This is a genomic window from Bifidobacterium sp. M0307, from assembly GCF_016100445.1.
Lineage (GTDB): Bacteria > Actinomycetota > Actinomycetes > Actinomycetales > Bifidobacteriaceae > Bombiscardovia > Bombiscardovia coryneformis.
Window position 1 is genome coordinate 82,524 of the sequence record NZ_JACFSL010000001.1, and the last position, 22,593, is coordinate 105,116.

Below are 22,593 nucleotides of genomic sequence, written 5' to 3' on the forward strand. Positions count from 1 at the left end.
ACCCCAATGACGAGTCAGCACAAAAGGCGGTCCCCCTCGTGATGAAACTTCCAAAGAACATATCATACGGCGGCAAGGAATCATATAGGTTTTCTTATCAATTCATCGGTGTGTCTCGCTTGGTAGACTCGGAACGTTGTCTGTGGGCTCTTGGAGAGACGAGAAGTCTTGCCCCTCTCCCCTAAGTAAGATGGTCAGCAGAGGAGGTCCTGGGTTTGGATTGGCATGCGGCGGTCTACGGCGGAAGGTCCGGCAGGGGTAACGATTCCGGGTTCTTCGACATAGGCGATGATGACGACTCAACCACATACGGCAGTCTGGACACCATAGCGGATTCCACCTTGCGCCGTCTGGGCGGGAGGGCCTACTTCCGTGCCCACGAGATTCTGGATGCCCACCGCATGACCGATTTGAAGGTCCGTGAGGAGGGCGATATCCTCACCCTCTCGTCCAGGATCCGTTCCACGTATGACCTGACCGATGACTACCTGGTGCAGACCCGACTTGACCAATCCGCCGGCGAGGTCGTCGGCTCATCCTGCACCTGTCAGGCCTTCGGGCGGCAGGGGTCCGTGTGCAAGCACGTGATTGCGTTGATAATGGCCTACAACGAGAATCCGGACCAATTCGACCGTAGAACGGTCCAGGGCGCTCGAAGGACCGGCACCCGCAGAACATCCCATGCCCTGGGTGCCTATATGCTCCGGGAGGACGGGAACATCAGGCGCTCCTATCGGGAAAGGCAGCTCAAGCTCCTTCGGGAGGTCGGCACTCGTGCCGAGGGTCAGGCCATTCCCGCCACTGACCAAAAGCGTCATCTGCCGATCGGGTCGGTGGGGCTCAGACCCGACCTGTCCGATCTGTCCGGCGGGTGGGAAATTCGACTCCATATCGGCATGGCCTCCAGGGGTGTCTCCTACTTGGTCAAGGACATTCCCGCCCTTCTTCGGGCCGTGGACCAGACCGAATTCGTTTCTTACGGTCGGCGCCTGGCCTTTGTGCATTCCCGGGACACCTTTGACCAGCGTTCGCTCTCCCTGCTTGGGCTGATTGAGCGGGCCGCAGCCATCCGCCGGAGCCTGGCCGCCCAGCAGGATCCGTTTGGCCGACACGTGTCCAGGTCGTCCCTCGGACGGATGACCCTTACCGACGACGAGGTGGCCCAGCTTCTCGAGCTCTACCTGGATTCCGATCTGACCCTGGATTACACGCCTTCCGAACGCTTCCTGCGTCAGACCTTGCCGGCTCGGGTGGTCGACGGGGACCCGGACCTGGGAATCCGCATCAGCTCCGACAGATCCGGTGATGCCGGTTCCGACGGTTATGTGATTGAGCACAAGGCATCGGTGGAACGGTTCATTCCAGGCCAGGCCGCCTCGTTCGTGGTGGTCAGGTCCGTCGCTTCCGGTGGGATTCAGGATGCCGCCCCCTTATTCCATAGGTGTTCCCCCGGCTTCATCAGGGACCGTGAGCTTATCGAGACCCTATGTGGGGGCCAGGAGGATTCCCGGCTCTACCTGGGTCGGGACGACCTTGAACTCTTCATCCGGACCGTACTGCCCGAGTTGGGTAGGCCAGGTGCCGAGCCCAGGCAGGGTCGCGGTGGGCTGCGCAGCCCTGCCCTGACCGCCAGCCTCCCACCTGAACTCGTGGAGTTGCGCCGTCCCCCATGCCAGATCGAGTTCTATCTGGACCGGGACCAGGAGGGGATCAGCTGCGATCTGGAGGCCAAGTACGGGGAGCATCGGTACCCTGTGTTCCAAGACCTTCCCACAGCAGCCGATGCCGTGCGAGACCTGGACAGCGAGCGCCTGGCCAGGGAGGCGGTCCGTCAGTACTTCCCCGCTCCCCAGGAGGGCGTGGCCAGGATTCCGGAGTCTGACGAAAAGGCCGTCTATGCCTTCCTGACCCAGGGATTGCCTCTTCTGCGCGGCATGGGTCATGTCTTCTCCACCCCCGCCTTCGATGGCCTGACCGTAACCAGTCATACCCAGATAAGGGTGGGGGTCAGACTCAAGTCGGGTCTGGTTGAAATATCTCCCATCGCCAAGGAGATCGACCCGGACGAGGTGCCCGAGTTGCTGGCCCAGTACCGTAAACGTCGGCGATTCCACCGGTTGCGTAGCGGGGCCTTTGTGGATCTGACCACCCTGGATGCCGGCCAGGTCGATGCCGTGGCCTCGGATCTGGGCATTCCTGTTGCGACTCTGGATGCCGGCCAGGTGCCCGTGCCGGCCTACCAGTCCTACTATCTGGATGACCAGGTGGGGCAGGACGAGCGGGACCCGGACTTCAGCTCCTATCTGGAGGGACTCAAAGCCGTGGACCCCCAGGCCTACCGGGTGCCGGAGACCCTCCACGGACAGCTCAGGCCCTACCAGATTGAAGGGTTCCGCTGGCTTAACACGGTGAGTGACAGGGGATTCGGCGGCATCCTGGCCGATGAGATGGGTCTGGGCAAGACCGTGCAGATGCTTGCCTACCTGCTCTCCCGTCACAATCGGACACTCGGCGATTCCGAGGTGTCCCTGCCTTCCTTGATCGTCTGCCCTGCCTCCCTGGTCTATAACTGGGCTGCCGAAGCCAGTCGCTTCGCGCCCGAATTGAAGGTTGGTATCCTGGCAGGGCGCAAGACCGACAGGCGTTCCATGCTTGAGGGCAGTGGATCCTATGACCTCCTGATCACCTCCTATGACCTGCTCCGTCGTGACATCGAGGACTACCAGGGATATTCCTTTGATACCCTGGTTCTGGACGAGGCCCAGTACATCAAGAACCACGCCACCAAGGCCTCCCGGGCCGTGCGAACCGTGGATTCTCGCCATCGATTTGCCCTGACGGGCACACCCGTGGAAAACCGGCTCTCCGAACTCTGGAGTATCTTCGACTTCCTCATGCCCGGAATCCTGGGGCCGTACAGCCACTTCCGCGACAGGTTCGAGATGCCCATCCTGAGTGGTGACCAGGACGCCCAGGCCAGACTCCAGGCCCTGGTCGGTCCTTTCATCCTTCGCCGGCTCAAGTCCCAGGTCCTGACCGACCTGCCGGAGAAGATCGAGAATGTCATCACCGTCCCCTTGGAGGGGCGCCAACGCAAGCTCTATGCCGCTCTCGAACAGGAACTCCGCTCCACCCTGAACCGCGAGAAGGACCGGGAGTACGAGACCGGGAAGATTCAGGTTCTGGCCCAGCTGACCAGGTTGAGACAGGTCTGTTGTGATCCGAGGCTGGTCTATGAAGCCTTTCCGGAGGGCGGAACCCAGTCCGAAACCGACCGGCATGGTCAGTCGGCCAAGCTCGATGCCATCGAGGACCTGGTCCTTTCCTGTCAGGACGCTGGCCGGAAGATGCTGATCTTCTCCCAGTTCACCTCGTATTTGGACCTGATTGCCCAACGCCTGCGTGGTCTGGGCGTGGGGTACGACATGATAACCGGCGCCACCTCCAAGAAGCAGCGCCTGGAATTGGTCGATCGGTTCAATCAGGACCAGACCCCCGTCTTCCTGATTTCCCTGAAGGCCGGCAACACGGGCCTCAATCTGACCGGGGCCTGTGTGGTGGTTCACGCCGACCCCTGGTGGAACGCCGCCGCCCAGGAGCAGGCCAACGACCGTGCCCACCGGATTGGACAGGTTCAGGACGTCAATGTGTATCAGATTGTGGCCAAGGACACGATTGAGGAGCGGATTCTTGGTCTCCAACACACCAAGAGCGATCTGGCCTCCCGGTTCGTTGATTCCGCAGCGGTCACCGGCGCCTCCGATATCGGCCGCCTGAGCCGCAGAGACCTCCTTGCCCTCCTGGGCTGACCCGGACTGTAGGTCTGCCGGGAAGGTGGCGGTATCTCCCCGGTTGTGCAGGAGTACCCTGTTCCGGCTACGCTTGATGGACTGATGCTATCCGGCGGTTGCGCCGCATAGGGTTGACGGGTGCCTTACCGGTACCTGCCGGGCTGGTCGTTGTTGACCGCCCGGGTTACGGGGGTGGCTGCACTCCGCGCGTTCGATTACGAGAAACGATGAGGTCAGGCATGATGAGCGGTATTGAGATGTTCGGTTCGGAGTTTCTGGGAACGGCCGTCATGATGGCCATCGCCTGCATGGTCTCGGCCAGCAGGTCACTGCCCAAGAGCGCCGCCTTCAGGAGCGACTGGATCAACGCGGCCCTGGGCTGGGGGCTTGCCGTCTATGTCGGTGTCTATGTGGGCTGGCGGACCGGAGGCCACCTCAACCCTTCGATCACCCTGGCAAGGGTGGTCAACCATTGGTTCAATCCGGGCGCCACCCTGAACGGGATGCCCATGGGGAAGGGCGGCATACCTGTCACGGCCGCCAATGTCGGTATCTTCATCCTGGCCCAGTTCCTGGGTGCCTTTGTGGGATGCTGTATCGGATACCTGGCCACCCGCAAACACTTCGACCTGCACACCGACCCTGATGTGAAACTCACGGTCTTCTGCACCAAGCCGGGCATCAGGTCGAATTTCTGGAATGCCGTATCCGAGATTGTCGGTACGGCCGTCCTGGTCACCTGGGTCTTTGTCAATGGCGGAACACCCACCCAGGTCGGTCCGCTCGGGGTTGCCCTGGTCATTACGGTTCTGGTTCTGGCCCTGGGTGGCATCTCCGGTGCCGCCTTGAATCCCGCCCGTGACTTCTCCGCCCGGGTGGCGTATGCGCTCCTGCCCATGGCCGACAAGCGGGACGCGGATTGGAGGTACGCCTGGGTTCCCTTTGTAGGCCCCTGCATTGGTGCAGTGATTGGTGTGGTTCTTCCCGGCATCTTCGGGTTGGTCTCCTGACCCTCCGACCCTGCCGAGTTCCCGGGGATTATCTGGAGCGTGGGGCGGGGCGGAGTTTCCGGGAACAGGCGATGCCCCGGAAGGTTTGGCCTTCCGGGGCATCGGTGTGAGGCAGCGAATCAGTAGCTGGTTGAGGTGGGGCCTTCGAAACGCACCGTCAGGCCGCGGCCATGGTGGAGGAACATCTCGGCGCCGTGGCGGTCCAGGTCGCGGTGGGTGAAGAGCATGCGGATGGCGAAGGCCGTCTGCACATCGTCAGGCAGATCCAGGAAGGCCTTGTGGGCATCCCACCCGTCGGCCGCCACCGCTTCGTCCGGCACGTAGGCATAACCATAACCATCCTCGTCCACATATCCCAGGAAGGGGAGGTCCCATGCCTGGTGATAGCTCAGCTGGTCCTTGTAGTCCTCGACTTGCTTCAAGGCCTCATCGCTGATCCCGAACTTTTTGGCCACCTCGTTGGCCTTGGCCGTCTTTGATGCAGCGTCCTTTGCAAACATGGACGTATCGACGACGATGAGTGTATCTTCTGCCATGACTGACCTTTCTGATTGGTCCGCCTGCACGGGGTCAAGCAGATGTCATGGCCGTGCAGTGCCATGACAAGTGGCTGGCCATCAATTTCTGACGACCCGCCTGGATGCAACAGTGCTTCCATTTCTTACGTTAGCAAATTCCGGGGCGGAAAGTGGGATGGTGGGCGAGGAAATGTCGCGGTCGAAAACCACGCGACAATTGGGATTGCCTCAGGTTGACATACGAAGTGGTCGCAGGTTCTGTCTGTCAGGGTCTGAGGATGTTGGTGCGGGAGATATAGACCGCCCCGGCGCGAGGGTATTCCCCGGTCAGCTCGGGTATGGTGACCGGGCGGTATCCCTTCCTGCGCAGGTCATCCAGCAGACCGGGCAGGGTCCGTGCGGTGTGGGGCTGGATGTCGTGCATGAGGACGATGGAGCCGGGCTGGAGTTCGGCCTTGATCTTTCCGGTGATCGAGCCGGGGGAGGCGCCACGGGCCCAGTCGTAGGAGTCCGCGTTGTACGAGGCGATGGCCGCCCCGAGATGATTGCCGATGTATGACCTGCTGGCCTCGTCCACCCTGCCATGGGGAGGTCTGACCATCGTGACGGCCCGCTTGGCCGCATTCCGGATTACCTGACCGGACTGTGCAATCTGCAGTTCCTCCTGATGCCTGGCCATGATGTCGGGGAGGTCCTGGTGGCTCCAGGTGTGGTTGCCGACCGGGTACCCTTTTTGGGTCATCCGCTCCAGGATCCTGGTGGTCCGAGGGCCGACCTTTTGCCCTATGGGGAAGAAGGTCGCGGGTGACTGGCTGTCGATCAGGTCATCAAGTATCTGGTTGGTGAGCTTCGTGTCGGGTCCATCGTCGAAGGTCAGAGCAAGGCAGGACTGCCGGGCGCAGTCGATGCCCTTGCGGTTGTTCCCGGCCTGAACCAGGCGGTCGGCATCTCTGTAGAGGGTCTCTTCCAAGGTCCTGGCGCTGTACGGGTCCGTCTGATTCTCCGCGACCTTCAGGTCCTCCACCAGGGTCAATCGGTCGGCATTGTTCTGGCCGACCAGGGCCTTGGAGTCCTCGGCGAACTCGGCCATGCCTGGCATGATTGCCCTGAGCCGGTCCAGGTCGTCCGCCCGGGGAGGCAGGCGGGTATCCAGCTTGTGCAGGTCGACGATGGCCCGCTCGGATTTAGCTGTCAGACCGCTCAGGGTATCGGCCATCCTGTGCCGGTGGCTGGGCATCTGCCGGGCCGTGCATCCGTCCTGGCCGAACGCGCCCGTCTGCATGGCCTGTTTGCGGTCCCTGCCTTCCTGAAGCCGTATCCTGTCCAGGATCTTCTGTGTGGATGCCGATGGCTGGGCTCCGCCCTGACCTGCTTCCATAGCATCCAGGAGCCTGTTCAGGTGGGCATCACTGATTCTCCAGGCGTTACCCCATTCCATGCACCTGGAGATGCTCGATCTGTAGTGGTTGTAAACGGGTCTGTAGGCGGCCAGCCCGGAGACCAGGGCAAGCGGGACCAGCAGGGCCACAGACAGGGCAACCTTCTTCGATCGTCGGAGTTTGTGCCCCCGGGTGTCCGAGGTGCCTGCGCCTTCAGCCATACTTGAACCTTGTGATAGAGAGACGCCATCTGTCCTGTGCAAGGATGGCGTCTCTGGTCGGGTTAGGTGCCCGGGAGCCGATCCGGCCCCCGGGCGGTCGAATCACTGGGCGATGAATCCGCCGTCGACCACGAACTCGGAGCCCAGGGCGAACTTGGACTCATCCGCGGCCAGGTAGACGCAGATCTCGCCGATGTCGCGGGGTTCGCCGATGTGCCCCAGGGGGGTCAGCTTGCTCATACGATCCTCAAGGTCCTGGCTGATCAACGGTGTCTTGATGAAGCCGGGGTGGACCGAGTTGATTCGGACCTTATAGTCGTTGTTGGCCGAGTCCAGGGCCGCCGACTTGGTCAGGATCCTGGTGCCGCCCTTGCTGGCGTTGTAAGCACCGGCCCCGCTCAGGCCCACGAATCCCTCGATGGAGGAGATGTTGATGATGGAGCCGCCGCGGCCCTTCATCACCCGCATGCCGTGCTTGGTGCCCAGGAAGGTGCCGTTCAGATTGATGTCGATGACCTTCTTCCAGTCCTCGTACTTCTCCTGGTCCAGAGTGGCACCGCTGCCGCCGATGCCTGCATTGTTGACCACGGTGGTCAGCTCGCCGAGTTCGGCCTGGACCTTGTCGATGGCCTCGATCCACTGGTCTTCATCGGTCACGTCCAGGGGGGTGAACATGACCTGGTCATGGTACTTGTCCATGAATTCCCTGGATGCGTCGCTCTCCTTGATGTCGGTCAGGGCCACCTTGGCTCCCTCCCGTACGAAGCACTCAGCCACACCCAGTCCGATTCCGCCGGTTCCGCCGGTGATGATGGCAACCTTGCCATTGAGACGATCAGTCATACTACTCTCCTTTGATAGAACGAACTGACGGTCCTAAGTGTACAGAAAGATGGTCGGGCCTGCACGGATAGATTCGTGCGGGTCCCGCCGTGGTCCCCATAGGGTGTGAGGATGGAAACAGCTCGCTGGGGAGAAGAGGAAAGAGAGGATTCGATGGCTGTCAATACCGGTCGGCGCAATGTGCGCGAACGTCTGGCCACCTTCGGGTTCTTCATCTTCATGGGGACGGGAACCTCTGCCTGGTTCTCCCGTCTGCCGTCGGTCAAGGAGATACTGGGGTTGCAGCCCTCCTCCCTGGCTTTTATGACCATCCTTGGCGGGTGCGGCGCCCTGGTGGGCATGGTGGTTTCCGGCGTTCTGACCAACCGTCTGGGTGTGCGTCGTGCCATGCTTCTGGGTGCTTCTACCTGGTGCCTGGGCATGCTGATGGCCTCGGTTGCCATTTGGCGGCTCTCGCTGCCTGGCGTGGTCTTGGGACTTCTCTTCAATTCGGCGGGAATCAGCCTCTGGGGAACGGTCAACACCGTCGAGGCCGGAGCCGTTGAGCGCAACGCCGAGCACTCGGTCATGGCCAGATTCCATGCCTCCTACAGCCTCGGCATGTTCCTGGCCTTGGGGTTGGGTTCTTTGATTTCCCATCTGGGCATACCGGTGGAGGTCCACCTGGCGGTCAATGCTCTGGTGACCCTGTGTCTGATGGCCTGCTGCCTTCTTATTTGCCCGGCCGATCCCCAGGGCGATGACACCGGCCCCGTCGGAGATTCAGGTGCTGATTGCGCTGGCGACGACCGTAGCCCCATGCGCAAGCAGATGGCGGCCTGGGGGGACTCCCTGGTGCTGATGCTGGCACTGATCAATGTGGCCCTGGAGGCCAGCGAAGGTGCCGTCAATGACTGGAGCAGCATCGGATTGGTCGATTCCTTCAGCGCGCCGGAATCCACGGCCAACCTGGCTCCAACGGTCTTTGCGGCCGCGATGATCGTCTCCAGGGTGCTGGGTCCCTGGGTTGTCGAGCGTCTGGGCAACACAGTCAGTCTCTATCTGACCCTTGTGGTTTCGGCTCTGGGCATCCTGGTCTACTCCCTTTCGCCGGTCCTGGTGGTCTCCCTCGTGGGGACCTGCATCTGGGGCATCGGTGCGGCCCTGGGCGTCCCCATCGTCACCACCCTGGCTACACGGGACCCGTCCATGGCGGCCCAACGGGCCTCGGTCATCTCGACCGCCTATTACGGGGTTTCCTGGATCATCCCGCCCGCCATCGGCTTCCTGGCCGACCATACCGGTGTCCGGCCCGCCCTCCTGCCCCTGGCGCTGGTCCTGGTTCTGGTCACCCTGCTGGTCAGGCCGGTCAGCAGAAAAGGCTGACCGCCTGTTGTCGAGGCGGCCTTATGCTGTGTGAAGGTTGTCCGGGCTGATGATGATGCCCTTGCCTCTGAGGTTTTCCAGGCACTCCTCCAGATAGGCCTCATCGTGCTCCGGATAGATTGGCGAGGTGAGTCGGACGGCCTCCAGATGTTCATAGGGGTCGCAGTGCCTGCCGCGATAGAGGGGATCGCGCCAGTCCGGATCCGGATGGTATCCCCTGGCCGCCATCTCATCCATGACCAGGATGTGGAATTGATAGAGCTTGTATGGCGAGTGGGAGAAGACGTAATCCACGGTGGCATGCTTGCGGCCCCAGCCAAGCCCCCTGAGGGCGGTGATTTCCCTATGCTGCCCCAGGAGTTGCTGCCGGGGCAGTGCCTCAATCAGGTCCTGATGCCACAGCCGCATACCTGCCCCCGATCCTGGACTGTCACTCCTCGTGGTTTCCCAAGCATAGTCTTCAACCGCGGCTGGTGGTCTTTCTTTTCGTGAAGGCGATGGTGACGGCAGCCAGAAGGAAGGAGAGTGCGGATCCGGCCAGGACCGCCACAAGGGCCATGCTGATGTGACTTGTGCCGGAGTAAGCAAGGTCGGCGATCAGGAAGGACATTGTGAACCCGATCCCGCACAACTGGGCCACTGCGCCCAGGTCAACCGTACGGATTCCGGAGGGGAGTCTCAGTCCCAGCCGCGAGCAGACCAGAACCACGGACATGATTCCCAGTGGTTTGCCTAATGCCAACCCGATGGTAATCCCCAGGAAAATGGGACTCGTCAGCCAGATGGGGCTGAAGTCGCGCAGAGGTATTCCCATGGATAGGAAGGCGAACAGGGGCAGTGCCAGCAGCGCGGATAGGGGGGTGAGATTCCTGCTCAAGCTCTCCGCTCTCGATTCCTTGCCCTGAAGCGAAGACCTGACCGGGGTGAGCAGCCCGAGAGCCACGCCTGACAGGACCGGATGAATCCCTGCACGAAGAAACCCGTACCAGGCGCCCAGGGCGGCGAGTAGGGCGATTGGGCGGAGGACTCGCCTCATCCGCATAAGCAGATACCAGCCGCCCAGACAGAGCATGGCGGGGAGCAGCATCCAGGGCTGAGAAAGGTGTGAATAGCCTACGGCAATCAGCAGTACGCCGATGATGTCGTCGAATACGGCCAGGGTCATGAGGAATGACTGGCGTCCTGCACCGGTGCCGGGGGCGAGTATCCGCAGGGCCGTCAGGGAGAAGGCCACATCTGTTGCAGTCGGTATGGCCCAGCCCCGTAGTCCTGTAGGGTCGGAGTGATTGATGGCCCAGTATATGCCGATGGGGGCGATCACCCCTCCGATTGCCGCAAGCATCGGTGTCAGGGCCTGGCGTGGGTTGCGCAGTGTTCCCGTCGACATCTCCTGCCGGAGGTCCAGGCCGATGACCAGAAAGAACAGGGTCAACATGCCGTCCTGCACCCATTCTTTGACGGTCAGGTCCAGACCCGGTATGAGGTGGTCCAGGGCATGCAGGGGAACCCATGTGGAAATCGCCTGATAGGTATCGAGAGTGGCCGGTAAGTTGGCCCCAACAAGTCCCAGGATGGCAGCCGATACCATGAGCAAGGCGGTGCTGCGGTCGTTCTGGGCGGTGCTGCATAGGTGCAGCCAGGTTTTGGTGACGAGGTGTCGAATAGGCCTGAGTGGGTTGGTCTGGCGCGCAAACATACGGTCGTTGGTCCTTCTGAGAGATGTATGTTGTCTGTTTCGCCGACCAGTCTTCCCGGCATGAATCCTGTTGGGGACTCCCGATGGGCAGAATACCAGGGAGCATGAATACAGGGGCCCGACAAGGGCGGGGTATATCCTGCCTCTGCTCGGCTGAGCCCGTATACCGCCAAGCGGGAGCATCAGGCGGCGTGTTCGGCCTGGTAGTTGCTACCCCAATCGCGCATGGCTTCGATGACGGGCCTGAGGCTCTTCCCTGTTTCCGTTAGGGAGTACTCCACGCGCGGGGGGACTTCCGGGTATACCTTGCGATGCACCAGGCCATCGCGCTCCATCTGGCGCAGATTGGCGGTGAGCACCTTCTGCGAGACGCTGCCCAGGGAGCGGCGCAGCTCTCCAAAACGTAGTGTCCCGCCCAGCAGATCCCGCAATATCAGGACCTTCCACTTATCGGAAATCAGCAACAGTGTCGTTTCGACGGGACACGCCGGTAGTTCATCCTGCATCAGAGGAATCTCCATTCCAGAACACCATGAAATTCCACAAACGTTCCCTTTTGGTAACTATGGAACTTCTTTATGCCTACTATCTTCTTCATCCGTATGGTAATAGGGTACATCACGACAAGGAAAACGGAGTGACCTCCAAAAAGTTGAACGAAAGGACACATGATGAAGATTGCAGTAGTTGCGGCAAATGGTAAGGCGGGCCGGCTCATTGTCGAAGAGGCAGTGAAGCGCGGCCATGAAGTGACTGCGGTGGTGCGCAGCGACAACAAGACCGATGCTCAGCACGCCATCATCAAGGATCTGTTCGATCTGACGGCGGCCGACCTTGCCGGATTCGATGTGGTGGTGGATGCGGCGGGAGCCTGGACACCGGATACCCTGCATTACATCGCCGATGCGGCCAAGCATCTGGCTGACCTGTTGTCGGGAACGGATACCCGGTTGCTTGTGGTCGGTGGCGCCGGGAGCCTCTTCGTCAACAAGGACCACACCTTGGCCCTTGAGGACACCCCGGACTTCCTTGATGCGCACAAGCCGGTCTCCAGTGCCCATGGCAAGGCCTTGGCCCACCTGCGCACCCGTTCCGATGTGCGCTGGACCTATGTCAGTCCGGCCGCCGACTTCCAGGCCGAGGGTGAGCGTACCGGCTCCTACGGGCTGGCCGGGGAGGAGCTGACCACCAATGCGGAGGGTCAGAGCTTCATCAGCTATGCCGACTATGCAATCGCCATGGTGGACGAGGCCGAATCCGGCAAGCATGTCGGTGAGCGTATTTCCGTTTACGCCAAGTAATCGTCGTGCGGAAAGCCCGAATCGGGCCTGCTCTGCCAGGGGGTTTGAACAGGCCCGTTACGGGCAGTCGGTGGAAAGCCTGGCGCATAGACCGATAGCGTCATGAATGACAACGTGGCCGCACTCCTGCGATTCGATCCACCCGAAAGGCAGGAGTGTGGCCCCGTGTTTTCCGGTCTGTACTGCGCGGCCGGCTCCGGTGTCAGAGGAGTGTGGCCACCCAAAGCAGGATGGCTGCCGCAACGAACAGAATGGCGAATATCTTCCCGCCGACCTTCAGCCACTTACCGAAGCTGATTCCGGCCACGGACAGCCCGGCCAGAAGCACGCCGCCGGTCGGGTTGATGATGTTCATCAGGCCGTTGCCGAACTGGTTGCTCAGCACGATCACGTCACGGTTGATATGGACCAGATCGGCCAGGGGACCCATGACAGGCATGGTCAAGGCTGCGGAGCCGGAGGATGAGGGGACGAACAGGGTCAGTATCGACTGGACGGCAAGCAGAATGGTGGTGAAGAGACCCTTGGGCAGATTGCCCAGCAGTCCCACCAGCCAGTTCAGGATGGTATCGATGATCATGCCGTCCTGGAGAATGACCAGGATGCTGCGGGCCAGACCGATGATTACCGCTGCATAGACAAAGTCCCCGCATCCGCTTACGAAGCTCTCGCATATCTGATTGAGCGAGAAACGCGCCACAATCCCGATAATGAGGCCCACGGCGAGGAAGAGGGCGCCGATTTCGGTCATATACCAGCCCAGGGCCAGGATGCCGTATACCATCACGGCCAATCCGAGGACAAAAATGCCGATGATGATCTTGTCGCGAGTGGTGAAAGTGTCGGTCTTGCCGGTTTCGTCCTTGCCGTTCGCGCCCTCATTTCCGGAAAGCAGTCGGGCGCGCAGGCGTTGGTCGCTGTCATAGACGATTGAGGATTGGGGGGTCTTGCGAACCCGGTAGGCGTACCGCATGGTGAAGGCAACGGCTATCAGGGTGAAGATGGCCCAGCAGACGATACGCCACATCAGCAGGGGATTCCCGTGCACTTCGCCGATGCCTTGGGCTATCAGCACGTTGAAGGGGTTGATGGTTGAACCGATATACCCGACCTGGCTGGCCAGGAAAAGAGTCAGTATGGCCGTCATGGAGTCAAACCCCATTGTCAGCATGAACGTGATGAAGATGATGAACAGGGGAATCAGTTCCTCGCTCATGCCGTAGGTTGAGCCGCCGAGACTGACAAGGAGCATCATGATCGGGATGACCAGAATGCCCTTGGCCCCCAAAGAGTCGGCCAGTGCCCTGAGACCCCGATCGATGGCACCGGTTTTGAGGATGATGCCGAAGGCTCCTCCCAGGATGAGCACGAAGGAGATGACCTCCACGGCCTGGATGATTCCGTTGCCGGGTGCTTCCAGGATGGCGGCCAGACCCTGACGGTGGTCCAGACCGTCGCTGATCTTGCCGATTTCATGGAAGGTCCCGGGAAGGATGACGGTCCTCTCCGTGCCGTCCACCATCTGTTTTTTGGAATCGAACTGGCCGCTCGGAATCAACCAGGTCGATGCTGCGGCCAGAATGACCATGAAGAACAGCAGGGCGTAGCTATGGGGGAATGTAAATGACTTGCGTGTCTTGGTTGTGGACATGATTGTCTCATTTCTTGGGGTATACGGGTAATGCGGGTCAGGCCTCGTAGGCGGGTTGTCCATCGACGTAGGTGGCTGCCACCCGGGCCTCGCGCAGGCCCTGCGCGTCGGCATGGACCAGATCCCTGTCGAAGATGGCCATGGTGGCTCTCTGTCCGGGTCGCAGACTCGGGGATGCATCGGGTGAATCCGGATCAGGGTCATTCCGGTTGGAGTGACCATCATTGGTCCAGGCGGACAATACAGCCATTGCCGGGAGGGCGTACTGGGGGAACCACTGCTCGCCTCCCTTGTCGAATTCCCGCAGACTGGCCCGCAGGATGGATTCGGGAAGGCTGGGCAGGAAGAGGGGGCAGTCCGTACCACATGTCAGATTCAGCCCAGGCGTCGTCAGACTGCTGTAATGGAAGAAATCACTGCCGTCATCGTCGGCAATGGTGTTTGGCATGTAGGCATCCTGGGCGGATGGGTTCAAGCCCAATATCTGCGGATATAACTCGGCTGTGATGCCTGCCTGGGCCATTACGCCGGCTGCCCGATCATTGATCATCTCCAAGTCGCTGATGGAGTGGTGCAATCCCGGCGCGGCCGCAGAGGACAGTATCCGAGCGGATTCCTCTATGGCCCTGTCGCCCTCGGCGGTCATGCAACAGGAAAACCCGCTGCCTGCGATGTCTTGGACGCGATGTTCCAATTCGCGGTAATCGACTTGTGGGGTGGGCTCACCGGAGGCATAGCGACCGTGAATATCCGCGGTTCCGTCAGCGACGACTCCGTCGACCATGAGCTTGACTCCGCGTAGCCTGGTCTTGGAACCCAGCGGTTGTGTGGCGATCTGCTTCAGCCTTGCTCCGGTTACCTGCTCCCTTACGGGCTCTATGTAGAGATCGGCCCTCAGGCGCTTATCGGCCAGCCAGCCATGTACGCCTGTGTCGTCGAAAACGATGTCCTTGCAGGAAACCACTCCTCTTTCGAGGAGCAATTGCTCGAATCGTCTCCATGAAGCCCGAACCAGCTCTCGGTCACCGGTCATCTCTTTGATCAGCAGGGCCCGGTCCTCTGCCCCAAGCTGGTCCTCGGAGAATCCATACCGCCGAACCGCCGCTGTATTCATCCAGTAACGGCTGCGTAGTGAGTCGATGGCCACTATCGGGGTCTGGTCGCTGATGTCATCCAGACTGTCCCGCTCGGGGTCTTGGCCCCATAGCTGCCGATTCCATCCATGGGCGTATATGGGTCTTGTCGGATTCTCCCTGTGCTCCTTGGCCAAGAGAAGTGCGGCCTCCTCTTCGGAATCCGCGGATGACAGATTCAGGCCGGCGTTTGCCGCCATCCATCCGGAGAAGAAAACATGGTTGTCGTGAAGGCCCGGCATGACCAGGCACTCGTCATATTCGAGCACCTCGCAATCGGGTCCAGGATCTTCGTGATTCCAGTCGCGACCAACCTTGGTGATGGTCGATCCTTCAAACTCCACAAACCCCTTGAAGAGGTGCGGGGAAATCCCGTCAAAGATATGACGGGACCTTACAACAGTCCTCATTGTCTGTCCTTATCGTCAGGACTTGGGGAGTCCTTTGGGCGCACTTGCCCTTATGAGATGGCAAGAGGATGCGCGTTCCGGGTTCAGCCGACCACCTTGTTAGAGGCTGAAGGTATAGAACTCCCCAAGATAAAACTGATGACCAACATGAACCGGTCGGTCATCCTGATCGCAGATAAGTGTATGAACCTCAAAGCAGGGAGTGCCTATGACCACTTTCATCTCCTTGGCCAGCCGGGCATCGGCCAAGGTCATACCAAGCCTTGTCGTCTTGGGATTGATGGGCCGGATTCCGTGCTTCCTCTCAAGCAGATCATAGAGGGACCCTGACAGATCCTCGTGCATGAGGAAGGCGAACCTATCGGCAGGGAAGTAGTTGTTCTCTTCCATGACCGGTTGGTTGTCGGCCATTCGCAACCGCTTCAGATAGACCACATCCTCGGACGACTGGTCGCCAAGTTGCTCGGTAATCCACTGTTCGGCATGGATCAGACGGCATTCAAGCACCTTGCTTGATGGCTTGTAGCCGGCCTTGGTCAGGCTCTCTGTAAATCCCATGACGTATTCGACTCTCCGGTCGATTTTGTGGGTTCTGACGAAGGTGCCCTTCCCCTGCTTCTTGAGAAGATAACCATCGTCCACCAGTTCCTCAATGGCACGACGAACGGTGATACGGGATACGCCGAATTGTTCGCACAACTGGGGCTCAGTAGGGATCTTCTCACCGGGGGCCAATTGGCCGGACCGAATTTCGGAGAGCAGGAGCGCCTTGATCTGAGCGTACTTCGGTATCTGCGTATCGCCCTTGAGCATCAGGTTCTCCCTATCGGTCATGTAACACAGTATGCTACCTCATCGAGGCTGACATACCGCTCTTACAAGGTTCGGTTGATCCTTGCTGCCCGGGTTCATATCTATATCCGATTACATCCCGATCCGAACTGCCTGGACCTGGATGGTGATATGGCTACCTGATGGGTGCGCCATATCCGAAAGAGCCATTCAACTGCACCGCCTCTGCTGCAAAGTCCTGGCCTGCGACCAGGCTCTCGTCCAAACCGCGCCCTTGCACAACGTGATTCAGCAGGAAGGCGGTCAGGAACGAGTCTCCGGCCGCCATGGTGTCAACGGCTTCGACGACGTGGGGTGTCAGCTCATGGAATTCCTGTCCGTCATAGACCACGGTGGACCGGGATCCTCGTGTGGCGATCAGGGCCCTGTTGGGCTCCGTGAAGAGGTGTTTGAGCAACACCTCCACCTGATTGGTCTCCATCCCACTGACCGAGAAGAAGCCATACTGCACGTACCCGATTGCGGCATCAACCATGGCATTGTCGAACTCGTCGGAGAAGTCATAGGAGATCGGAATGCCCAGCCTGCTGACCTCGGGCAGCAGATGATTGGCGTTTCCCCATACTCCCATGTGGATGAGGCTGAACCCCCGCAGGTAATCCAGATCGCCCTCGTCCAGTTGCAGGGGCTCCTGTCCCGCGATGCCGCCTTCGTTGCTTCCAATGAAAACGCGGTCGCCATCGATGATGTTGACCTTGGCACAGCCGTTCTCACCGTGGCGTACCACGCTGTGACTGCGGTCTATCCCCAGGTCGTCAATACTGGATTCGACCAGCCGGGCCTGACGGTCATCGCCGAATACCCCCATGAATGCCGCCTCATACCCCAGCTTCTTGGCGAATGCCGCGAAATTCAGGGCGTTGCCACCGGGATACATGACGTTCTTGTTGACGTACTGGTCAACAACCTGGTCTCCCAGGCCGATGACCTTTGTGCTCTCGTGAGGAATATGGCCCGGCATATCAGTACTCCACCTTGCCCATATACCTCCGCACGTCCAGGTCATGGTTGTGGACCTTGGACAGGGCATAGCGGTACTTGCTGAGCACGCTGTAGAAGAGCACGGGGTTGAAGTACTCGCTGACCGAGTCGTCAATCATGTCCAGTCCGAGTTCCTTTGCGTCGACGACCTCGATCTTCTTGGCATACCGCTTGAGGAACTTCAGCACTCGCTCGTCCAGCTCGCGGGTACGTCCAAGACCCATCGCCAGGATGAAGGGGGTGTTTTCGTCGGTGATCTCCAGTGGGCCGTGGAAGAACTCGCCGGTGTGCACGGCCGTTGCATCCAGCCACTGCATCTCCATCAAGGAGCAAATCGAGAATCCGTATGCATGGCCGTAGGATGCTCCGGAGGCCATCACGTAGAACATTTCCTCGTCCTTGTAGGCGTTGGCGAAGGCCTTGGCCCTGGGCTCGACCTGCTTTTCCGCGGATGCCACGATGGTATCGATCAGCTTCATCCCTTCCATAAAGGTGTTGTAGTGATCGTAACCTTCCAATTCGTTTACCATGCCGACGGTCAGTTCCAACATGATTGCCATGGGGTTGTTGTGGACGCGGGTTTCGTCGCCCCACTCGTAGAGGAAGCTATAGTCCGAAACGGCGAGCAGGTCGGCCTTGTCGTTGTATGTGAGTCCGACCGTCTGCGCCCCGGCTGCTTTCGCAATCCTGGCGGCCTCGACCGTCTCGGGCGTATTGCCGCCGTGGGAGCAGGCGATCACCACAGAGTTCTTGCCGAGGCGCTTGGGGGTGGCGTGGACGAATTCGTTGGCTGTGTACCACCCGCTGGTAATGGTTGTGGACTCGCTGCGGATGAAATAGTCCGACACATACATGTCGACCAGTGAACCGCCGCAGGCCACGAAATAGACCTCGGTGATTTTGCCCTTGTTGTGCTGGACCAGACGCTTGGCCACATCGGTAATATCCTGCATGATAACCTCCTTGTTCATCACATAACGTTATATAACGTTATGGTGCGAGTATAACGAGTATGACTCGGGTTGTCCACTTGGGTGTCGTCGGCGCGGAGGAGTGTGCGTATGACCGCCATCTATGCTGTGGTTAGCGTCGGTGTGGGCAATCGTAGCGCTCCCGGCTCTGGGCCTTGCCTTGACAACGAGATCGGTTTCTCCAATAATGTAGCAAGCTATACTTTTGAAGGGCGGGAAATGCAACCGGAATTGTCTGAGCATCGACCGGAGGGGCTGGTCAAGATAGCCAACACCTTGTTGGAAAAGCAAATGAATGAATCTGTGCGGGGCATCTTCCCCGAATTGACCGGCCCTCAGTTCGTCATTGTCTATTACCTGTATGAGCATGATGGCCTGGAAGTAACTCAAAAAGCGGTGTCGGACAGATTCCGATTGAGTCATCCCACGGTCCGGGGAATCGTCAAACGGCTGGTCAAAGCAGGATGGCTTATTGCGGAACCACAGGCCGATGACAGGCGTCAGATGGTTCTGATCCTCACAGACCGAGCACGGGCGGATTTGACTTCCCACCGAACCGAGGTCCGGCATGCGCTGCAGGCTACGGGAGAGTTGGCCCTGAATGGATTCAGCGATCAGGAAAGCAGACAGTTAATCAACTACCTGGAACGAATCATCGGAAACATGGAATCTTGAACTGCCTCGCTGAATCAAGCGGAATGGTAATCGGATTGGGGTCCTGGAGATGCGATGGAGGAAGCGATATGGACAAGGATGACGTCAAAAGCAGTGTTGGAGGAAATCGCTTTGCAATGATGGGGACGCTTCTGGCGGGGGCTTTCATCGCCTTGATGGCGGAGACCTTCCTCAACAATGCGCTTCCCACCATCATGAACGATTTTCATGTATCCCAATCCACTGCCCAGTGGCTGAGTACCTCCTATCTCCTGGTGGTGGGGTTGATGATTCCCGTATCGGCCTGGATTTTCTCGAACTTCCGCTCGAAGTATGCCTTCATTGCGATGATGACGACTTTCCTGACGGGCTCCTTGGTCTGTACCTTTTCCGGAGGGCATTTTGTTTTACTGCTGACGGGAAGAATCATCCAAGCTGTAGCCGCAGGGTCTTTGATGCCTTTTATTCAGAACGTGGTCCTGCTGATGTTTCCGCCGGATAGGCGTGGCGTGGCCCTGGGTGTGGTGGGGCTGGTTGTGGCTTTGGGACCTACGGTGGGCCCCACGCTTTCTGGGTTTGTTTTGGAGCACTGGTCCTGGCGGGCTCTGTTCATCCTGCTTGCCATTCTGAGTGCCGCTATCTTGGTGATGTCTTTCTTCCTGGTCTACACGGTCAACGACCGGACGAGGACCCATCTGGACGTGGCGTCCGTGATTTACTCCTGCCTGGGTTTCGGGCTTCTTCTTTATGCCCTGTCCGCCATTGGGGACAGGGGCGGGGCATCGGTTCTTGATTTGGGATTGCTCTTGGCTGGCCTGATGGTGGTGGTCTTGTTCTGCTGGCGTCAGCTGCATCTGGAATCTCCGCTGGTGAATTTGCGGGTCTTTGCGAACGCCACTTTCAATCTGACCAGTCTGCTGAGCACCCTGAGCAACATTGCCATGGTCGGAGTGGAGCTGGTTCTTCCTCTTTATCTGCAGAACACGCGAGGGTTAAGCGCGCTTGTCTCGGGCCTGGTCATGCTGCCGGGAGCTGTCGTCATGGGCATATTCAACCCGCTTTCCGGGATGATCTATCAAAGGATTGGGGCAAGGAGAATCTCCCTTTTGGGGTATACGGTGCTGCTTGCTGGCACCTTGCCGATGATATGGTTCGGAACCACTACCAGCCTTATCGTGGTTGCCGCTTGTTATGCCCTACGCTTGGCGGGTGTCGCGTTGGTCATGATGACCACCTTTACCGAGGGCATCAACGCTCTTCCTCCGGAACTTGCTGCCCACGGCAATGCGGCCGCCTCAACTGTCAGACAGGTCGGGGGCTCGCTGGGCACTGCCGCAGCCATGATGATTGTCACAATCGGCGCACAGAGCGGACGCCATGGCGGAGCCTTGTCGGCTCAGGCTCTCGATCGGGGCTACCGATGGGCCTTCCTCTTCCTGGCTTTCATAGCTGTAGTCGGTCTAGGTGCTTCGTTCTTCCTCAAGTCACGTAATTCTGAAACCAGGTAGGGAAACTTCCTTGTTTTCCGCAAGAATCCCGCCTGTATCGCGGCTCGGAGATAGGAAACAATGAACCGCGAAGTCGATGAACCCGTCGCAGCGGCCGAGTATCTCTTTATGAATCGTCGTCCGCTTTGTAGTGCTTGGCGAGCATGGCGGGAGTTGCAAACAGTGGTTTGCTGGTCGTTCTTCTCGACTCTGACGGTGTTCGTATGCTCTTGCTTTCAGTGGTCTCTGTCATTCTTCGTCTGATTCCCGTGATTCCGCCAACTATCACCCTCTGACGTATCCAGGCAGGTCATATAGGTACGGTTGGAATTGTCGCACTTTTTATGCACGCCTGACCCATAACTTTTCCATGCCGTCGTCATCAAATAGAGCCGAGCGAGACAACGGTAAGACAGTCAAACGAGCTCGGATATGTGTGCAACGGAAGTGCTTTGCTATATGAAAAGGGCTCTGAACGATTGTTCAAAGCCCTTGTTGGCGGAGGATACGAGATTCGAACTCGTGAGGGCGTGAACCCAACACGCTTTCCAAGCGTGCGCCATAGACCACTAGGCGAATCCTCCAGATGTCTGCTGCGACCAGTTCGTATGAACCTGTCGTAACGACACAACTAGAAACTATAACATAGGTGCCGGATTTGGCAGGCCTTGGCGTGTGGAATCACCGGCCCGCAAATCAGAGCATCTGAATCAGCTCGCCCACATCCTGGATGACCAGCTGGAGGTTCAGTCCGGTCAGGATTGCCACGATAATCCAGGCAAGGAAGGCCATCCACCGGGGGTTTGCATGCTTCCCCATGATTTTCCTGGAGGAGGTGAACCAGACCAGGGGGACCATGGATATGGGCAGGGCCACGCAGAGGAAGACCTGGGAGTAGACCAGGAGACTGTCCAGGGCGGATTCCTTGCCGCCGAAGGCGATGGTGCAGATAAGGACAGGGATAATGGAGACGACACGGGTCACAAGGCGGCGCAACCAGAGTGGGATCCTCATGCGGATGAAGCCCTCCATGACGATCTGTCCGGTCAGGGTGCCGGTGATGGTCGAGTTCTGTCCGGAGGCCAGCAGGGCCACGGCGAAGAGGGTGGAGAGAAGTCCTGACGCCACAGGTCCGGCGATGGTCTTGTCGCCCAGGGCGTTGTACAGGGCGGTGAACGTGTCCAGTCCTTCACCGTGGCCGAAGAACATGGCGGCACCCAGTACCAGGAGGAGGCAGTTGACGATGAAGGCGCCCGTGAGTTGGATGTTGGAGTCCCAGGTGGCGAATCGGACCGCGTTGGAGACCTGGTTCTCGTCCTCCCGGTCGAAGTCGCGGGTCTGGACGATGGAGGAGTGGAGGTAGAGGTTGTGGGGCATGACCGTGGCACCGACGATGCCCAATGCCATGGTGAGCTGCCCATTGCCCAGAATCTCCGGGGTGGGCACGAATCCTTCGAACATGGCAGGCAGGTCGGGTCGCGCCAGGACCACCTCGTAGACGAAGACGACCATGATGACCAGGATCAGCGTGGCCACGATGGCCTCGATTCGGCGGAATCCGATCTTGGTCAGGAGGAGCAGTATCAGAACATCCAGAACGGTCAGGGCCACGCCCAATACCAGGGGGATACCGAAGAGGAGTTTGAGGGCAATGGCCCCGCCGATCACTTCGGCGATGTCGGTGGCCATGACGGCAAGCTCGGTGCAGATCCAGAGGACGAAACTGAGTTTGCGGCCGGTATGCAGGCGGGTGGCCTGGGCCAGATCCAGACCGGTCACGATGCCCAGCTTGGCCGACATGTACTGGAGCATCATGGCAATCAGGCTGGATATGAGGATGACGCTCATGAGGAGGTAGCCGTACTGGGCTCCGCCGCCGATGGAGGTGATCCAGTTGCCGGGGTCCATGTAGCCCACGGCCACCAGGGCGCCTGGACCGGAGAAGGCCACAAGGTTCTTCCAGAAGGAAGTGGTTGACTTGGGCACTGCCACCGTGGCGTTGATTTCCTCCAGGGAACGACCGTTGGCGGTCTCGATGATCGAGTGTCCCCGGCCCGGTTCATTGCTGGCTGGATTGGCCTGGTCGGCGCCGCCCCGGGGTACGGACTCTACTGCTTGTCTTGCCTCTGATTTCAGCATGGCACCTTCCTGGGAATCTGGTCTGCCTGACGGCCCTCGGTAAAACTTCGACCCTTCGAAGTCTAATGATGCCCTGCCGATATTTCCATCCCCTATGGAAGATTGTCCTGTGACCCTGCCAACATCTCGTCCGGCCGGTGCTGCCATCTGCATGGGTGGAGCGGCCATATCCTGTCGCCGGGGCGAAGAGG

At 59.4% G+C, this 22,593-nt stretch carries 18 protein-coding genes and 1 tRNA gene; 6 read left to right on the forward strand and 13 right to left on the reverse strand.

What is annotated here, in order from left to right; all coding sequences use genetic code 11:
- Positions 1 to 215: 215 nt before the first annotated feature.
- A complete protein-coding gene (locus tag H3V08_RS00275) occupies positions 216 to 3,809 on the forward strand; it encodes an SNF2-related protein (RefSeq protein ID WP_198181213.1) in 3,594 nt (1,197 codons plus the stop codon).
- Between the two features lie 221 nt (positions 3,810 to 4,030).
- Positions 4,031 to 4,801: an MIP/aquaporin family protein gene (locus tag H3V08_RS00280; RefSeq protein ID WP_198181214.1), complete on the forward strand. Its 771-nt coding sequence runs from the start codon at positions 4,031 to 4,033 to the stop codon at positions 4,799 to 4,801.
- 119 nt (positions 4,802 to 4,920) lie between these two features.
- On the opposite strand, the gene H3V08_RS00285 is transcribed toward H3V08_RS00280, so the two are convergent.
- The 3 genes from H3V08_RS00285 to H3V08_RS00295 form a co-directional block, all read right to left on the reverse strand.
- Positions 4,921 to 5,337 (reverse strand): hypothetical protein, encoded by a 417-nt coding sequence (locus H3V08_RS00285; protein ID WP_033498156.1) that lies wholly within the window; start codon positions 5,335 to 5,337, stop codon positions 4,921 to 4,923.
- A gap of 247 nt (positions 5,338 to 5,584) precedes the next feature.
- Complete coding sequence (locus H3V08_RS00290) at positions 5,585 to 6,919, reverse strand: polysaccharide deacetylase family protein (RefSeq protein ID WP_198181215.1); 1,335 nt, start codon at positions 6,917 to 6,919, stop codon at positions 5,585 to 5,587.
- Between the two features lie 102 nt (positions 6,920 to 7,021).
- Entirely contained in the window at positions 7,022 to 7,762 is a 741-nt protein-coding gene (locus H3V08_RS00295) for an SDR family oxidoreductase (RefSeq protein ID WP_033491331.1), read from the reverse strand.
- Positions 7,763 to 7,915: 153 nt separating this feature from the next.
- Between H3V08_RS00295 and H3V08_RS00300 the strand changes: the two genes are divergently transcribed.
- Positions 7,916 to 9,127: an MFS transporter gene (locus H3V08_RS00300; protein WP_198181216.1), complete on the forward strand. Its 1,212-nt coding sequence runs from the start codon at positions 7,916 to 7,918 to the stop codon at positions 9,125 to 9,127.
- Positions 9,128 to 9,148: 21 nt separating this feature from the next.
- Here the strand turns inward: H3V08_RS00300 and H3V08_RS00305 are convergent, their stop codons facing one another.
- The 3 genes from H3V08_RS00305 to H3V08_RS00315 all read right to left on the reverse strand — a co-directional run bounded on the left by H3V08_RS00305 (position 9,149) and on the right by H3V08_RS00315 (position 11,329).
- Entirely contained in the window at positions 9,149 to 9,535 is a 387-nt protein-coding gene (locus H3V08_RS00305; protein ID WP_198181217.1) for a TIGR02328 family protein, read from the reverse strand.
- Positions 9,536 to 9,587: 52 nt separating this feature from the next.
- Positions 9,588 to 10,823, reverse strand: coding sequence for a Na+/H+ antiporter NhaA (locus tag H3V08_RS00310; protein ID WP_198181218.1), 1,236 nt, complete (start codon positions 10,821 to 10,823; stop codon positions 9,588 to 9,590).
- A 182-nt stretch (positions 10,824 to 11,005) separates the two neighbouring features.
- Complete coding sequence (locus tag H3V08_RS00315; RefSeq protein WP_110444487.1) at positions 11,006 to 11,329, reverse strand: winged helix-turn-helix transcriptional regulator; 324 nt, start codon at positions 11,327 to 11,329, stop codon at positions 11,006 to 11,008.
- Between the two features lie 165 nt (positions 11,330 to 11,494).
- Here H3V08_RS00315 and H3V08_RS00320 point away from each other — a divergent pair, with 165 nt between their 5' ends.
- The gene (locus tag H3V08_RS00320; protein ID WP_033498239.1) at positions 11,495 to 12,124 is read left to right on the forward strand and encodes an NAD(P)-dependent oxidoreductase; all 630 of its coding nucleotides are present in this window, start codon (positions 11,495 to 11,497) and stop codon (positions 12,122 to 12,124) included.
- 202 nt (positions 12,125 to 12,326) lie between these two features.
- On the opposite strand, the gene H3V08_RS00325 is transcribed toward H3V08_RS00320, so the two are convergent.
- From H3V08_RS00325 to H3V08_RS00345, 5 genes are all read right to left on the reverse strand, one after another.
- Positions 12,327 to 13,775 carry a YfcC family protein gene (locus H3V08_RS00325; RefSeq protein ID WP_198181219.1) on the reverse strand — a complete coding sequence of 483 codons (1,449 nt, stop codon included), beginning with the start codon at positions 13,773 to 13,775 and terminating at the stop codon, positions 12,327 to 12,329.
- 37 nt (positions 13,776 to 13,812) lie between these two features.
- Entirely contained in the window at positions 13,813 to 15,318 is a 1,506-nt protein-coding gene (locus tag H3V08_RS00330) for an amidohydrolase family protein (RefSeq protein ID WP_198181220.1), read from the reverse strand.
- Positions 15,319 to 15,417: 99 nt separating this feature from the next.
- Positions 15,418 to 16,152 (reverse strand): GntR family transcriptional regulator, encoded by a 735-nt coding sequence (locus H3V08_RS00335; protein ID WP_198181221.1) that lies wholly within the window; start codon positions 16,150 to 16,152, stop codon positions 15,418 to 15,420.
- 133 nt (positions 16,153 to 16,285) lie between these two features.
- Positions 16,286 to 17,131: a PfkB family carbohydrate kinase gene (locus tag H3V08_RS00340; protein WP_198181222.1), complete on the reverse strand. Its 846-nt coding sequence runs from the start codon at positions 17,129 to 17,131 to the stop codon at positions 16,286 to 16,288.
- A gap of 1 nt (position 17,132) precedes the next feature.
- On the reverse strand, positions 17,133 to 18,104 hold the full coding sequence (locus tag H3V08_RS00345; RefSeq protein WP_198181223.1) for an SIS domain-containing protein: 972 nt from the start codon (positions 18,102 to 18,104) through the stop codon (positions 17,133 to 17,135).
- 108 nt (positions 18,105 to 18,212) lie between these two features.
- Here H3V08_RS00345 and H3V08_RS00350 point away from each other — a divergent pair, with 108 nt between their 5' ends.
- Positions 18,213 to 18,797, forward strand: coding sequence for a MarR family winged helix-turn-helix transcriptional regulator (locus H3V08_RS00350; RefSeq protein ID WP_198181224.1), 585 nt, complete (start codon positions 18,213 to 18,215; stop codon positions 18,795 to 18,797).
- Positions 18,798 to 18,865: 68 nt separating this feature from the next.
- Positions 18,866 to 20,284, forward strand: coding sequence for an MDR family MFS transporter (locus H3V08_RS00355; RefSeq protein WP_198181225.1), 1,419 nt, complete (start codon positions 18,866 to 18,868; stop codon positions 20,282 to 20,284).
- 475 nt (positions 20,285 to 20,759) lie between these two features.
- Here the strand turns inward: H3V08_RS00355 and H3V08_RS00360 are convergent.
- Positions 20,760 to 20,847: transfer RNA gene (locus H3V08_RS00360), tRNA-Ser, on the reverse strand.
- A 112-nt stretch (positions 20,848 to 20,959) separates the two neighbouring features.
- A complete protein-coding gene (locus H3V08_RS00365; protein ID WP_232340018.1) occupies positions 20,960 to 22,402 on the reverse strand; it encodes an Nramp family divalent metal transporter in 1,443 nt (480 codons plus the stop codon).
- Between the last annotated feature and the right edge of the window lie 191 nt (positions 22,403 to 22,593).